The 14,575-nt window shown below is 47.1% G+C and carries 10 protein-coding genes; 7 read left to right on the top strand and 3 right to left on the bottom strand.

Features of this window, described 5'->3' with window-relative positions; genetic code table 11:
- Positions 1-3 precede the first annotated feature (3 nt).
- The 6 genes from IGJ05_RS10705 to IGJ05_RS10680 all read left to right on the top strand — a co-directional run bounded on the left by IGJ05_RS10705 (position 4) and on the right by IGJ05_RS10680 (position 8,358).
- A complete protein-coding gene (locus IGJ05_RS10705) occupies positions 4-2,430 on the top strand; it encodes a flavocytochrome c (RefSeq protein ID WP_225000668.1) in 2,427 nt (808 codons plus the stop codon).
- Between the two features lie 90 nt (positions 2,431-2,520).
- Entirely contained in the window at positions 2,521-3,750 is a 1,230-nt protein-coding gene (locus IGJ05_RS10700) for an L-lactate MFS transporter (RefSeq protein WP_005226552.1), read from the top strand.
- 221 nt (positions 3,751-3,971) lie between these two features.
- Positions 3,972-6,074 (top strand): SH3 domain-containing protein, encoded by a 2,103-nt coding sequence (locus tag IGJ05_RS10695; protein WP_225000666.1) that lies wholly within the window; start codon positions 3,972-3,974, stop codon positions 6,072-6,074.
- Positions 6,075-6,315: 241 nt separating this feature from the next.
- Positions 6,316-6,819, top strand: a complete 504-nt coding sequence (locus IGJ05_RS10690; RefSeq protein WP_266166277.1) for a general stress protein — start codon at positions 6,316-6,318, stop codon at positions 6,817-6,819.
- Between the two features lie 268 nt (positions 6,820-7,087).
- The gene (locus IGJ05_RS10685) at positions 7,088-7,654 is read left to right on the top strand and encodes a hypothetical protein (protein ID WP_438725191.1); all 567 of its coding nucleotides are present in this window, start codon (positions 7,088-7,090) and stop codon (positions 7,652-7,654) included.
- Between the two features lie 290 nt (positions 7,655-7,944).
- Entirely contained in the window at positions 7,945-8,358 is a 414-nt protein-coding gene (locus IGJ05_RS10680; protein WP_195265596.1) for a phosphate-starvation-inducible PsiE family protein, read from the top strand.
- A 33-nt stretch (positions 8,359-8,391) separates the two neighbouring features.
- On the opposite strand, the gene IGJ05_RS10675 is transcribed toward IGJ05_RS10680, so the two are convergent.
- From IGJ05_RS10675 to IGJ05_RS10665, 3 genes are read right to left on the bottom strand one after another with little or no spacing between them, the layout of a single operon-like run.
- Positions 8,392-10,263, bottom strand: a complete 1,872-nt coding sequence (locus tag IGJ05_RS10675; protein WP_213356306.1) for a fructose-1,6-bisphosphatase — start codon at positions 10,261-10,263, stop codon at positions 8,392-8,394.
- Positions 10,253-11,071: a pyruvate, water dikinase regulatory protein gene (locus IGJ05_RS10670; protein WP_005226564.1), complete on the bottom strand. Its 819-nt coding sequence runs from the start codon at positions 11,069-11,071 to the stop codon at positions 10,253-10,255. Before IGJ05_RS10670 ends, IGJ05_RS10675 begins: the two co-directional genes overlap by 11 nt.
- A gap of 12 nt (positions 11,072-11,083) precedes the next feature.
- Positions 11,084-11,719 (bottom strand): helix-turn-helix transcriptional regulator, encoded by a 636-nt coding sequence (locus IGJ05_RS10665; protein WP_005232817.1) that lies wholly within the window; start codon positions 11,717-11,719, stop codon positions 11,084-11,086.
- Between the two features lie 189 nt (positions 11,720-11,908).
- On the opposite strand from IGJ05_RS10665, the gene ppdK reads away from it, so the two are divergent.
- Positions 11,909-14,542, top strand: coding sequence for a pyruvate, phosphate dikinase (ppdK, locus tag IGJ05_RS10660; protein ID WP_266166275.1), 2,634 nt, complete (start codon positions 11,909-11,911; stop codon positions 14,540-14,542).
- The last annotated feature ends 33 nt before the right edge of the window (positions 14,543-14,575 follow it).

Here is a 14,575-nt window from a genome sequence, read left to right as displayed (position 1 = left end):
GTCATGAAATTTGTCGGCCTAATCGGAACGAACGCCAAAAAATCCACCAATCGCCAATTAGTGGCGTTTATGCAGCGAGAATTTGCTGCCCTAGCAGAAATTGAACTACTGGAAATCAAGGATGTCCCAATGTTCAATGAAACACAAGATCAAACCAATAGTGAAGTGATCCAACGGTTAAATAGCAAGATTTTAGCAGCCGATGGGGTGATCATTGCGACACCAGAGCATAACCATTCAATTCCTTCCGCATTGAAAAGCGTCTTGGAATGGCTCTCCTTCAATCTCCATCCCTTTGATGGCAAACCAGTGATGATCGTCGGTGCATCCTACGATGTACAAGGCTCTTCGCGAGCACAGCTTCATTTGCGCCAAATCCTTGATGCACCGGGTGTCAATGCGACAGTCATGCCAGGAAATGAGTTCTTGTTGGGACGTGCGCATCAAGCCTTTGATGAACAAGGCAATTTAAAAGATCAACGAACGGTCGATTTTTTGGAAAGCTGTTTCCGCAAGTTTGTTCGGTTTACGGAAGTCGCTAATTTGTTGAACGTACCAGAAGAAGTCGTTTATGAGCCTGGCGAATACACCGTCACAGCACCAGGACATAACGGGGATCTACCAATGGTCGTCAAATTGAGTGAAGAACGGATCGAAGCTATCGATATCGATACTTCTGGTGAATCCGAAGGGATCGCTGATGTCGTTTTCGTACGGATTCCTCAAGAGATCATTGAAGGGCAAACCTTAAATGTCGATGCGATCTCTGGTGCTTCGGTTACTAGTAACGGTGTCGTTGATGGTGTAGCAAAAGCTGTGAAAATGGCTGGTGCGAACCCAGATGTCTTGCGCAAACGGCCAAAAGCCGCCAGTGCGTTGCAAACAGAAGATGAAACGTATACCACCGATGTCGTTGTCGTAGGTGGCGGTGGCGCGGGTCTGAGTGCGGCTGCCAGTGTGCTACAAGCCAATAAAGATGTGATCTTAGTAGAAAAATTCCCAGCGATCGGTGGCAATACCGTACGTACTGGCGGACCGATGAATGCCGCGGATCCAAAATGGCAAAACGGCTTTTCCGCATTGCCTGGCGAACGCAGTGCTTTAGAAGAAGTGCTGACGATCGATGAGCAAGAGATCGATGCAGAATACTTACCAGACTTCAAAGCTTTGAAGGCACAAATCACTGTGTATCTTTCAGAAACGACGCCAGAAAAAGAATACTTGTTTGATTCTGCTTTGTGGCATCGAATTCAAACCTATTTAGGCGGAAAACGCAAAGATTTGAATGGTCAACCGATCTATGGGAAATACGAGCTAGTGAAGATCTTGACGGATCAAGCATTGGACTCAGTGAAATGGCTAGAAGAAATCGGCGTAGAATTTGATATGAACAATGTCGATATGCCAGTAGGAGCGAAATGGCGCCGAGGACATAAACCAGTCAAAAACGAAGGGTATGCCTTTGTCTCTGCTTTGCATCAATTCGTGAAAGAACATGGGGGAACGATCTTAACCGATACGCCTGTCAAAGAATTATTGATCGAAGATGGCAAGGTTACTGGAATCATCGGGGAAGGCCGTAACGGTCAAAAAGTAACGATCCATGCCAAAGCAGTGATTTTAGCTTCTGGTGGGTTCGGAGCGAATACGAAAATGTTGAAACAATACAATACCTATTGGACAGAGATCGAAGACGATATCAAAACGTCAAATTCACCAGCGATCACTGGTGACGGGATCAAACTAGGGGAAAGTGCTGGCGCGGACCTTGTTGGCATGGGCTTTTCGCAAATGATGCCCGTATCTGATCCAAACACAGGGGCTTTGTTCAGTGGCCTGCAAGTGCCACCTGCTAACTTTGTGATGGTCAATCAAAAGGGTGAACGCTTTGTCAATGAATACGAAAGTCGCGATGTATTGACCCAAGCGGCGATCGATAATGGCGGATTGTTCTATTTGATCGCGGATGAAGAGATCAAGAAAACCGCTTATAACACGAGCCAAGAAAAAATCGATAAGCAAGTAGCTGCTGGTACGCTGTTCCGCAGTGAGACCTTGGCTGGCCTGGCAGAGCAGATCAATGTTGATCCAGCCGTCTTAGAGGCGACCGTTGCGAAATACAACAGCTATGTGGATGCTGGGAAGGACCCAGAGTTTGGCAAAGATGTCTTCGACTTGAAAGTGGAAAAAGCACCTTTCTATGCCACACCAAGAAAACCAGCGGTTCACCACACGATGGGGGGATTGAAAATCGATCCGCAAACCCATGTGTTGACGAAGGAAGATCAAATCATTGAAGGGCTGTATGCAGCAGGGGAAGTTGCTGGAGGGATCCATGCTGGCAATCGCTTAGGCGGCAACTCGTTGACAGACATCTTTACTTTTGGCCGGATTGCTGGAAAAACAGCAGTCGCAGAACATCTCGAATAAAAAGCCTTGCGCGTTGTGTCTCGTCACGCGCGCTAGCTTTTGAAAAAACATGTGAATAAAGTAACATGATTAAAGCAAAGGAGAGAAAAAATGGAAACAAAAATCAATCGCTGGCTGATTCTGATCGCTTCGACCGCGGTATTGCTGTGTACAGGCGCTGTTTACGCCTTTAGTGTTTTTGCAGGACCTCTTAGTCAATTAAAAGGCTGGTCCATGGAAGAGATCATGTTAGCCTTTACCATCAATGCCGCAGTTGGCCCGATTACCATGATTTTGGGTGGTTTGCTGACAGACCGAGGAGCCGCTAGATGGGTCATCGCTGGTGGAGGCGTGTTGTTCGGAGCGGGCTTCTTCCTGACGGGATTGGTCAACTCACCCGCCATGCTGTACCTGACTTATGGAGTCTTTGCTGGTTTAGGGCAAGGCTTTGCCTATTCGGCTTGTTTAAGCAATACGATTCGGCTATTCCCAGATAAACGGGGACTGGCTTCTGGCTTGATCACAGCAGGTATGGGTGGGGCAGCGATTATTGCCGCACCGATTGCAAATCGTTTGATCGAATCACAAGATGTACTAGCAGCGTTTCGGATTTTAGGGATCGCCTATATCGTGATCGTCTTAGTGGCTAGTCTGTTTATTCGCAAGGCACCAGAAGATTATCGCCCAGCAGGTTGGCAACCAGCGGCGCAAGGAAAAAATGGCCCACAAATCAATCTGAATTGGTTGGACATGCTAAAGACACCAACCTTCTACTTGATTATCGTTATGTTAGGGGCAGGGGCTTTCTCAGGTTTGATGATTGCTTCTAACGCATCGGTGATCGGGCAAAGTATGTTCGGTTTGACGGCAGCCGCCGCTGCCTTTTATGTCAGCTTGTACTCATTGAGCAACTGTTTTGGTCGGGTCCTTTGGGGCACCGTTTCTGATAAAATTGGTCGGACGAATACGTTGATGATCATCTATGGCGTGGTGGCATTGTCCTTATTCCTATTGACACTTGGTCAGACAACCGTGATCTTCACTGTCGGGATCATCGGTTTAGGACTGTGCTTCGGGGGCGTGATGGGGGTTTTCCCATCGATCGTTATGGAAAATTACGGACCGATCAATCAAGGAGTCAACTATGGAATCGTCTTTATTGGTTATTCTACGGCGGCATTCTTTGGGCCTAGAGTGGCAGCAGCAATCGCTGAAAGCAACCAAGGAGATTATACAAAAGCCTTTTATACGGCAATTTTCTTGGCGGTTTTTGGGCTCGTTCTCAACATTGGCTATGCGATGCTGAAAAAAGCCAAAAAGCCTGCACCTGTTATTAAATAACAATTCACCCAAAGCAGTCTTTTTGATAAAGGCTGCTTTTTTGGTGCCAAAACCACTCTTTTTTCTTTTTTTAAAACAGAGGATTGGCGGATGAAGCAAAAGAGAAAACTGTTTCATAGCAAGAAATTATCTCGTTGATTTCACTGTTTTTTCATCTTAACCCCCCATTTTTTAATAAATCGTGTTACAATAAAAAAAGGCTAATACGACGGAGGGATTAAATGACAATTCGTAAAGAACGACGCCGCTTAGAAAAGCGCTTGAAGCGCACACAATATACCCAAAAAAGTATTACGATGGCTACTACTTTAGTAGCGGGATCAACGTTTATCCCGACCTTAGGGCATGCGGCTGAAACGGCAACGACAGAAACTAGCAATGACCTCAAGGTCGTTGAACAAACAACAAACACTACACCAGAAACCGATAGCACACCGGTTGAGGAAACCACAGAATCGACGACAGCACCTGTTGTGACCGAAGAAACTTCGGAAACGACGGAGGAGTCAGGGACTAACGCAGTCACTGAGGGATCAGAAACAGCGACGACAGAAAGCACAACAGTCGCTAGTGATGAAGCCTTAGAAGCAGATGAAGTACCATCAGCCCTTTCGGATTTGACCAGTCGGGCATTATTTTCACGGGCAACGATCGATCCGGCTGCCTTTATCAGTCAGATTTGCGGCTATGCAACGGAAGTAGCGGCAGCAAACGATCTGTATGCCTCTGTCATGATGGCACAAGCGATTTTGGAATCTGGCTGGGGCGCATCAACTTTGACGACCACGGCCAACAATATGTTTGGGATCAAAGGTAGCTATAATGGTCAATACGTGACGATGGATACCTATGAAGATGATGGTTCAGGCAATTATTATTTGATCAGCGCCAAGTTTCGGAAATACCCATCATTAAAAGAGTCTTTTGAAGACAATGCGTATGTGTTGCGCAACACGAGTTTTTCTAGCGGCAACTACTATTACAGCGGTGCGTGGAAAAGCAATACGACCTCTTACACGCAAGCGACCGCTTGGCTGCAAGGGCGGTATGCAACCGATACTTCTTATGCCAGCAAATTAAACAATTTGATCAGTACGTATAATTTAACGCAATATGACACTGGCAGCTCAAATGCAGGCGGCGGCAATAGCAATGAAACGATCGTCAGTGATGAAACAGCGATCAATCAGCAAATGAAAACCACGTCATCCATGAATATTCGTTCGGATGCCTCCACCAGTGCCTCTATTACTGGTTCGTTAGCAGCCAATACGACGTTTACGGCAACGGCGACCAAAACGGGCACCAGCGTCAACGGCAACACCACGTGGTATAAAATTTCTGGCAAAGGCTGGGTCAGCGGTGCATATTTGACGAAGGTTTCGACCGATGATTCAAATAACAATAGCGGATCAGGCAACACCGGTTCTGACAATAGCAATTCTGGCACGACGATCAACAAAAAAATGAAGACGACGGAAGCGATGAATATTCGTTCCAGCGCTTCTACTAGCGGATCAGTGGTAGGATCACTTAGCAAAGGCACGACCTTTACAGCCTCTTCTATGAAAACCGGCACATCAGTCAACGGCAACAAAAATTGGTACTATGTCTCTGGCAAAGGTTGGGTCAGCGGTGCCTACCTTACTGAAGTGACCAACAATAATGCTTCTGAAGCAGAAAAAGAAGACAACAGTTCAAGCATCAATCAAAAAATGAAGACGACGGCCGCATTGAATGTCCGCTCGGATGCTTCTACCAGCAGCCGTGTCGTGACGACGCTTGGTCAAGGGGTGACCGTTACCGTGACAGCGAAAAAGAACGGCACTTCAGTGGAAGGCAATAAAACGTGGTACTACGTTTCTGGCAAAGGTTGGGTCAGTGGTGCCTACTTGACAACAACCAGCAGTTCTTCCAATAACAGCGGTTCAACGACGACAAATCAGAAAATGAAAACCACCGAGATTTTAAATGTTCGTTCCGACGCTTCTACCAGCAGCAGTATTACTGGTTCTTTAAGTAAAGGGGCAACCGTCACGGTTACCGCAACAAAAACCGGGACGACCGTCAATGTCACGAACAAATGGTATTATGTTTCTGGCAAAGGCTGGGTCAGCGGTGCCTACTTGACAGCTGCTAGCAGTGGGTCTTCTAATACGAATACCAGCAGTAGTTCAACGAAGACGCACACGGTGAAATCAGGTGACAGCCTATGGTCACTGGCACAAAAATACAACACCAGTATCAGCCAAATCGCATCATGGAACAAGATCAACAGCAGCTATACGATCTATGTCGGGCAAAAGTTGATCGTTTCTAAATAATAAGCAAAAGCAACCGCGTGTATGCCATTGGCTCACGCGGTTTTTTATGCTGGATCAAGCGTTCACTAAGCTGCTAGCGGTTTATCAAGAAACTACTTGTTTTTCGTAAGCGCAATCAAACTATTTGGTCAATCAGGGAACCCTGCGTTAGAATGAAAGAAGCAATAGAAATTGCTAGTTTTAAAAGAATTGCTTCAGAACCAGAACAATCGAAGCGTACACAAAATAAGGAGGATTTCACATGCACAACAGAAACCTAACGATTATTGGCAGTTACGACACTCGAACAGAAGTATTACCGGTTATTGAGCAATTGACAAACGAAGGCTATGGCAAAGACGATATCGTGCTGTATGCGAATCAAACAGGCATCGATCAATTTGGGTTAGAATCCATCGATGATGTGGAAGTGGAGCATGCTGCTAGTGAAGACGAAGATCGTTCGCTTTGGGAAAAAATCAAAGATGCGTTTTCTTTTGGCGATTCAGATCACAGAGACGATGAACATGATCCATTATACGGCTACCGAGATGACATCGAACGAGACAAACTCGTTGTCGGCGTCTACGATTATCAGCCGATGGACAAAATAACGGATCGTGATGCAGATACTGGGCCAATCATCGATCAACCGTTACCAGGTGAAACAGCGATGCCCGATGAGTCCGTTCATCCAACACCGCGCATGGGAGACAGTGATATTGAAGCACCGATCCATGACCCGAATCATCTGCGAAACTTATAAGTAAAAGAATTTCTTAAGTAAAGGAACCATTAAAGCCAGAGGAACGAGCATCCGTCGCACCTGCCAACCCTTAGTGAAGGGATGGGCCCGCAGGTGATCGACCGTCGCCCTCGGGCTTTTTTTGTTGCGCAACGGGCATCCATGTCTTTGTCATCTTTGAAAATAAAACTTAATTTGTTGACGATTGCTTTTTTTTGTATAATATAAGAATGAGATAGATCATTGACGGAAGGTCCAACCATATTTTTGGGAAAGGATGGGGAGTGCGATGAAATTCAAGTTCAATATGCAGTCGGCATTAGTCAGTTGTTTTGTTGCGGTTTTTTTGAGTGTGGCGATCAATCAAGATGCCAATGCCTTTGTTGCCGCGCCCTTTGTTCGAGATTCTTCCAGTAGTTCCTCCGAGCCACCTTACCAGACCGCAAGCAGCAGTATCGAAGAAACCTCTGATTCCAGTCAGATTTTTTATGAAGCCAGTGTTAGTTCGTATACACCGTCTTCAACGACTAGTCGCTCGATCGAAGCGTCGACAAATGAAGGCACGTCTGTTTCTGTAAGCGAAATAGAGACAGAGCCTAGCGTCAGTACTTCTGCAAGTAACGAAAGCAGTTCGAGTACCGCGCCGAGTGGCGGCTCAACGACCACCAGCGATACCTCCAGCAGTAGCGCTAGCAGCAGTTCTTCAAGCTCTTCGTCTACGAGTTCGACCAGTACTACAACAAGCAGCTCCAGCAGTGAAACGACTGAACCGTCTTCGGAAACCTCCAATAGCGATGACGAAGCTGCGGAAGATACGAGTGAAAACGTTGATCTAACAGTCGAAGGGCTCAACTGATCCCAGTTTATAAGGAAAACCAGTCCAATCCAAAGGCACCATTTCAGCTAGGCTTTATGCCTAGCTTTTTTATTTGCTTGTGTGAAGGAGTCACGCCCGGCCATTGCCATAAACAGGCTTTTTCGTGGCTGCGTCCCCATAAAGCAGCTATCCCTTTTGACTAGTGAAAAAAGCGACTACCCTCAGTCCTGCGTGTTTATTTCCTTCCTTCCTAAAAAAAGCTGCACTTGCAAGCATATCGTAAAGTGATTTTGAACAGTTTCGCTATAATAAGTGTGAGGAGGGGTGTTATGGGAAAGTATTTTAAGCACTTCGAAAAAATGATTAGTGTGATTGTTGATATTATGTTAGGACTGTTGGTTCTGTTGGTTTTGGTGGTGATGGCGGAAGCGATCTACAAAATCGTCATCCATGTGATCCCGCTGCATGAAGTCAGTGATCTTTCCTTATTGATCGAAGAGATCGCGACATTGTTTATTTTACTGGAAATTATTTTGATGTTATTGCGTTACGTAAAAGAAGGTCACCATATTCCGGTGCGTTACTTGATTTTGATCAGTATTACAGCAATTTTAAGAGAGCTGCTTTTGGCACAAGGAAAAGGGTTAGAAACGCTCTTTTTGGCCTTAGCGATCTTGGTCTTGATCATTGTGCTGCAGGCGTTGGAAAAACTCAAAGCCTTTCATAGTTCTAAAGGACTGTAAAAAAAATCATCCGATTGGTTGACGAATGACTCGTCAAGGGATCGGATGATTTTTTAATTCTTCAAAAAGCACGCGGCTTTCTTGCTGCAGCCGCTTGCCGATATCTGTTTGCCCTACCGTTGTTCTTTCCGTTTGCCGCACGACGATTTTTTTCTGAGTGACGATGTCACGTCGCTGCTGGATGGCTTGCTGGCGATCTGTAAAGGGTTGATGGGCTGCTAAGGTCATGCCGAAGGAATTTGACAACAGCGTGTAACCGGCAATGCCTGTGACGGATTGATAGGAGCGAGAGAGTCCGCCATCGATCACCAATAAACGACCATTTGCCTTGATGGGCGTCTCGCCTTTACGCACTTTGACAGGGGTATGGCCATTGATGATGTGACCTGTCGGCGGCAGACCGAAGGCAGCTAGGACACGGCAGCAGAAGTCTTCGTTTTCCCTTAAAGAATAATAGGCATTTTTTTGTTCCATATGGGTGTTGCGATCTGCTATAAAGTAGCGCTCAAAGGTTTTCATGGCTTTTTTGCCGAAGAGGGAAGAGCCTTCGCCGCACCAAAGATACCAGATCATATCGGTGGCAAGGTCTGTTTGCTTTTCTGGGTGGGCAAAGCTTTCCTGCAAACATTGCTGAAAAAAGTCCATCAACGCTTTGCCTGCTAAGGGCTGCTGCTGGAAAGTAAAGGCCAGGAAATCGCCGTTTTCCTGACAAGGCAGGCAGCCGTGATACAGCAGGTTGTCGTTGAAGCGCTGGTACAAGGTGCCATGCTCAACTAAAAAGCGCATATGCGCAGCTAAGCGGGGCGAGCGTTGAAATTGGCTCAGCAAATCTTGCAGTACCTCATGTTCTTCTGCTGTCAAACGGTAAGGATCATCGGGATCTACTAGTTGAAAACAGCCGTTGATCAAAGGATAGGTCTGGTCTAGCTGGATTTGTTGCCGATCTTGAGACAAGCGATGCAACAAGCAGCGCTCTGCCATCGCAAATGCTGGTCGCCGCTGGATCACGGCTGCTTCGACTTTGAATTGGATGATGGCAAACGCCTGTTGCAAAAGCATGGCGGCTTTTTTTTGCTGGCTTGATAAAGGGTCCACTGTTTTTTGCGGATAAAAGCCTTCATTTTCTGTGTAATATTTTTGGCTAAAAGCCAGTGCTTTTGATAGATCGATCCCATAACCATCTTGTAATAATGCCAGATTGCCGTAGCGAGCAGCGATGCGGATCGTATTGGCCAAACAGGGCAGCGAGCCGCAAAAGCTGCCGATCCACAAGATATCATGGTTGCCTAGCTGAATATCCAGTGAGGGCAAAGTCATCAAGCGATCGACGATTTTGTCTGGCGCTGGTCCGCGATCATAAATATCGCCTAAGACGTGGAGATGATCCACTACGAAGCGCTGAATCAAGTACGCCAGTTCTTGGCAAAAAAGCGGGGCTGCCTCTAATTCAATGATCTTATCAAAAATCGCCCGATAGTAAGCTTCTTTATTGAAGTCAGCATCATATTGGTACAACAGTTCTTCTAAGATATAAGCAAAAGAAGACGGCAGTGCTTTGCGTACCTTGGAGCGTGTGTATTTACTGGAAGTAAAGCGGGCAACTTTTACTAGCTGTGCCATCTTTAAGCGCCAATCGGCAGGGGTCCAGGCCTGTTCTTGTAATAGCTCCTCTGGATAATAAATGACAAAACAAAGTTCGGTCTGTTCTTCTTTCGTCAAGACGCCAGTAAACAAAATCTCGACTTTTTCTCGGATACTGCCAGAACCATTCCGCAAAATATGGTCAAAGGCATCGTATTCGCCATGCAGATCGCTGACAAAGTGCTCGGTGGCTTTCGGCAGCTGCTGGATGGCTTCCAAGTTGATGATCTCGGTCAGGTTTGCCAAGGCGTCTTTATTGAACATGGGCCTGTTCTTTGGCTTGTTCTTCAATCAGCATCGCGCTTTCTTCAATGGAGCGTTTGCTGACATCGATCACCGGAATGTTCAGCTTTTTGAACCATTCATTCGCGTAAGCTAATTCTGCTTCGATTCGTTCACAATTGGTGTAATGGGTCTCTTCTTTTAAGCCCAATGAATGCATTCGGGATCGCCGAATCTCGGTCAGAGATTCTGGATTCGTGGTCAAACCGACCATTTTTCGCGGGTCGACTTGGTGCACTTCGGCTGGCAAAGCAACTTCAGGAATCAAAGGCAGATTTGCCACTTTGTAGCCGCGGTTTGCCATGTATAAACTCAATGGTGTCTTCGAGGTTCGCGAAACCCCTAAGAGGACAAAGTCAGCATCGAGAAATCCCCGTGGGTCTTTGCCGTCGTCGTATTTCACCGCAAATTCCATCGCTGCCACCCGGCTGAAATATGCTTGGTTCAAGCGATGCAAGGCACCAGGCTCTTGGACGGCTTCTACACCGAATGTTTTTTCCAGCATCGTGGTCAAGGGCGACATAAAGTCGACATACTGCAAACCAGTCCGCTTGGCAAAGGCATCAACAAAGGCGACTAACTCTTTATTGACTAAGGTGGTAACGACGATCGATTTGTCTAGCAAGGCATCTTTGAGGATCTCGCCTAAGCTCTCTTCATCATTAGTAAAGGGAAAGAGCTGGATGTCTGAAAGGTCGATCGTGGGAAACTGCGCGGAAACGGCTGCGATCAGCTTTTGTGCCGTTTCGCCTACGGAATCTGAAATCAAATATATTCGAACGTTCTTCATTGTTTTTGCCCCCTAAAAGTGTGTGTTGTCACTGTCATTGCCTGCTTGAATAAAGTAATTCATCAGCCGTGTCTTCGTGATTTTGCCGATGACTTTTTTTGGTTCCTGCGGATCGACCACAGGCAAGGTATCGACTTCATGTCGCCCTAACAACGTACCAGCCGTCAAAATCGTTTCTTCGGGTGTGATGGTCACGATGTTTGGCATGCGAGTCATGATCATCGCTACAGGTGTTTTTTCTGGTGCGGCATTGCTGATCGCAAAGCGCAGTAGGTCTTTGCGGGAGAGGACCCCAATCAGCTCGTCTTGGTCATTTTTGACATAGAGGGAACCGACATCGTACATAAACAAAGTCGTGACCGCTTCATAAACGGAGACCGTTTGTGAGATCAGCAACGGCGGGATCATGACTTCTGCAACTTTGGTATGATAGAGTTTTTCGAAAAGCAAAGGCTCAACGGTTTGTCCTGTATAGAAATAGCCGACTTTCGGTCGGGCGTCTAATAAACCGGTCATGGTCAAAATCGATAAGTCATTCCGCAAGGTTGCGCGGCTCAAGCCCAACTGCTTCGCAATGGTCTCCCCACTGATCGGCTGATGCTCTTTGACGATCTCAATGATTTTCATTTGTCTTTGGCTTAATTCCAATGTGTCACCTTCTTTCTTTTATGTGCTATGCTATTGATTATATGATTTTCCGAATAAAAAGGCAATCCTTCTCTTTTAAAAAGGATAAATCCCTTAAAAGTTATCTTTTTCAGCTTGACGATTAAATATGTCATACTATATACTGCTAATTAATCGAAATAGTATATAACATTTAAAAGGAGGAACATGATGGAAAAAGCAGTCGTATGGTTTTCAGAAGGCACAAAAGAGCAAAAAGCACTATTAGGCGGGAAAGGGGCAAATCTTGCGGAGATGACCAATTTGGGTTTGCCTGTTCCCCAGGGATTTATCGTCCCTGCGACTATTTGCCTGACCTATTTAGAAGAACAGGTTCTTCCTGAGGCGATCATCAAGCAAGTCAAAGCTGCCATCGAAGAATTGGCAGTCCGCAGGAACAAAACATTTGGCGGACTGCAATCGCCGTTGTTGGTTTCTGTCCGCAGTGGGGCTAAGTTTTCCATGCCAGGGATGATGGATACGATCTTAAACCTTGGGTTGAATGATGAAACCGTCCAAGGCTTGGCTCAGCAGACGGGGGACCCCGTTTTTGCTTATGATTGTTACCGCCGCTTGATCCAAATGTATGGGGATGTGGTGAAAGGTGTAGCAAAAGAGCACTTTGAAGCCTACTTGACAGATTATAAGAAACAGCAGAATTATGCGTCAGACCAAATGATGACCGGCAATGATTGGCAAATGATCTGCCGCGTGTTTCAAAGTATTTATATGGAACATACTCAAGAAGCGTTTCCGCAAGACCCGTTTCAGCAATTGTTGGCAGCTATCACGGCGGTTTTTCGCTCATGGAACAACCCACGGGCAAAGACCTACCGATCTCTCCATCGCATCCCTGACGATCTAGGGACTGCCGTAACGATTCAAGAAATGGTGTTTGGTAACAGCGGGATAAATAGTGGGACGGGTGTCGCCTTCACCCGCAATCCAGCAACCGGGGAACTGGGACTTTTCGGCGAATTTTTAGTGTGTGCCCAAGGGGAAGATGTGGTTGCAGGGATTCGTACACCGCAACCGATCCAAGCGTTGGCACAGCAGCATCCCATGATCTATCAGGAATTAAAGCAACTGGCTGAGCGTTTGGAGGATCACTATCAAGACATGCAAGACATTGAGTTTACCATCGATGACGGTCAGCTGTTTGTCTTGCAAACAAGAAACGGCAAACGAACCGCCGCTGCCGCAGCGCAAATCGCAACGGATATGGTCGCAGAAGGTCGGATCACTATCAGGCAGGCACTAGATCGCATCACACCAGAAATGATCGATCAATTGCTGCACCCGTTATTTGCCCCCGAAGCCTTACAGCAAGCCAAAGCCTTTACGCAGGGCTTGCCGGCTAGTCCAGGAGCAGCTTCAGGACATGTCTATTTCACTGCAGAGGCGGCGGAAAAAGCCAACCGCGCAGGAGAAAAAGTCCTGCTGCTGCGACAAGAAACCTCACCTGAAGATATTGAAGGCATGGTGGTGAGTGAAGCGATCATTACCGCTCGTGGGGGGATGACTTCGCATGCGGCGGTGGTCGCCCGTGGTCTGGGGGTCTGCTGTGTGGTAGGGTGCGAGGCATTAAGTGTCGATGTATTTTTGAAGCAGGCTCGCTGCGGCGAGCTGCTGATTGAAGAAGGTGACGTGCTTTCGGTAGACGGCAGCACTGGCAAACTGTATCAAGGGCAGCTGCCTATGACCAGTGTCCAGGAGCGGGTCTTGCTGGATCAGCTTTTGACGTGGGCACAAGCCCAGGCAGATCTAAAGGTTTACGCAAATGCGGAAACGAAAAATGACATTGAGGCTGCGCTGGCCTTTGGGGCAGCGGGCATCGGCTTAGCACGGACGGAGCATATGTTTTTTGGGGAAGAGCGTTTGTGGAAAATGCGGGAAGTCATTTTGGCAGAAACGAAGGCGGAACGATTGAAGGCGTTGGCTGAGATCAAGGCGTATCAAAAAGCCGATTTCCAAGAAATGCTGCAGGCCGCGCAAGGAAAGAAGTGCACGATTCGTTTATTAGATCCACCACTTCATGAATTTTTGCCCCATGAGCATGAACGCCTTGAAATGGCTCGCCGTAGTCAAAAATCATTGGCAGTGATCGAGCGGCGAATTGACGAGCTGCAAGAGGTCAATCCCATGATGGGGCATCGCGGCAGCCGTTTAGGACTGAGCTATCCAGAAATTTATGAAATGCAAACAGCGGCGATTTGTGAAGCGGCTGTGGAATTGCGGCAGCAAGGAGTCGAGGTAGAGGCGGCGATCTTATTGCCCCTGATCAGTTTGCCCGCAGAGCTGCAGGTGTTGAAAGCGACGTTGACACAGGTGATCGCTCAAGCAGAAGCAACCCTGCAGCAACCATTGCACATCGAGATCGGCATGATGATCGAGACACCTAGAGCGTGCTTGATCGCTGGGGAGTGTGCTGAAGATGCTGCGTTCTTTAGTTTTGGTACCAATGACTTGACCCAAATGACCTTTGGCTTTTCGCGGGATGATGCAGGCAGCTTTATTCAAGCCTATTTGCAGTCGGGGATCTTACAAGAAGATCCTTACCAGCACTTAGATCAGGCGGGTGTTGGTACCTTGATGCGCCAAGCGATCACTGGCGTAAGAGATCGTCAGCCAGAGCACTCGATCGGTGTTTGTGGCGAAGTCGGTAGTGATCCCTATTCCATTGCATTTTTGCGAGAGATCGGCATCGACTATGTTTCTTGCTCCCCATACCGAATCCCTGCTGCCTGGTTAGCGATCGCCCAATCCGCCCCCATCATCGAAGAGGCGTCAGTGGGCTCCCACTAAAATAGGAGAAAAAAATACACCGCAGTCCACTAG

The organism is Enterococcus sp. AZ167 (assembly GCF_051714025.1).
In the GTDB taxonomy this organism is placed as follows: domain Bacteria; phylum Bacillota; class Bacilli; order Lactobacillales; family Enterococcaceae; genus Enterococcus_D; species Enterococcus_D casseliflavus.
The sequence above is the reverse complement of the archived record's forward strand: the minus strand, read 5'-3'. Positions and strand labels throughout refer to the sequence as shown.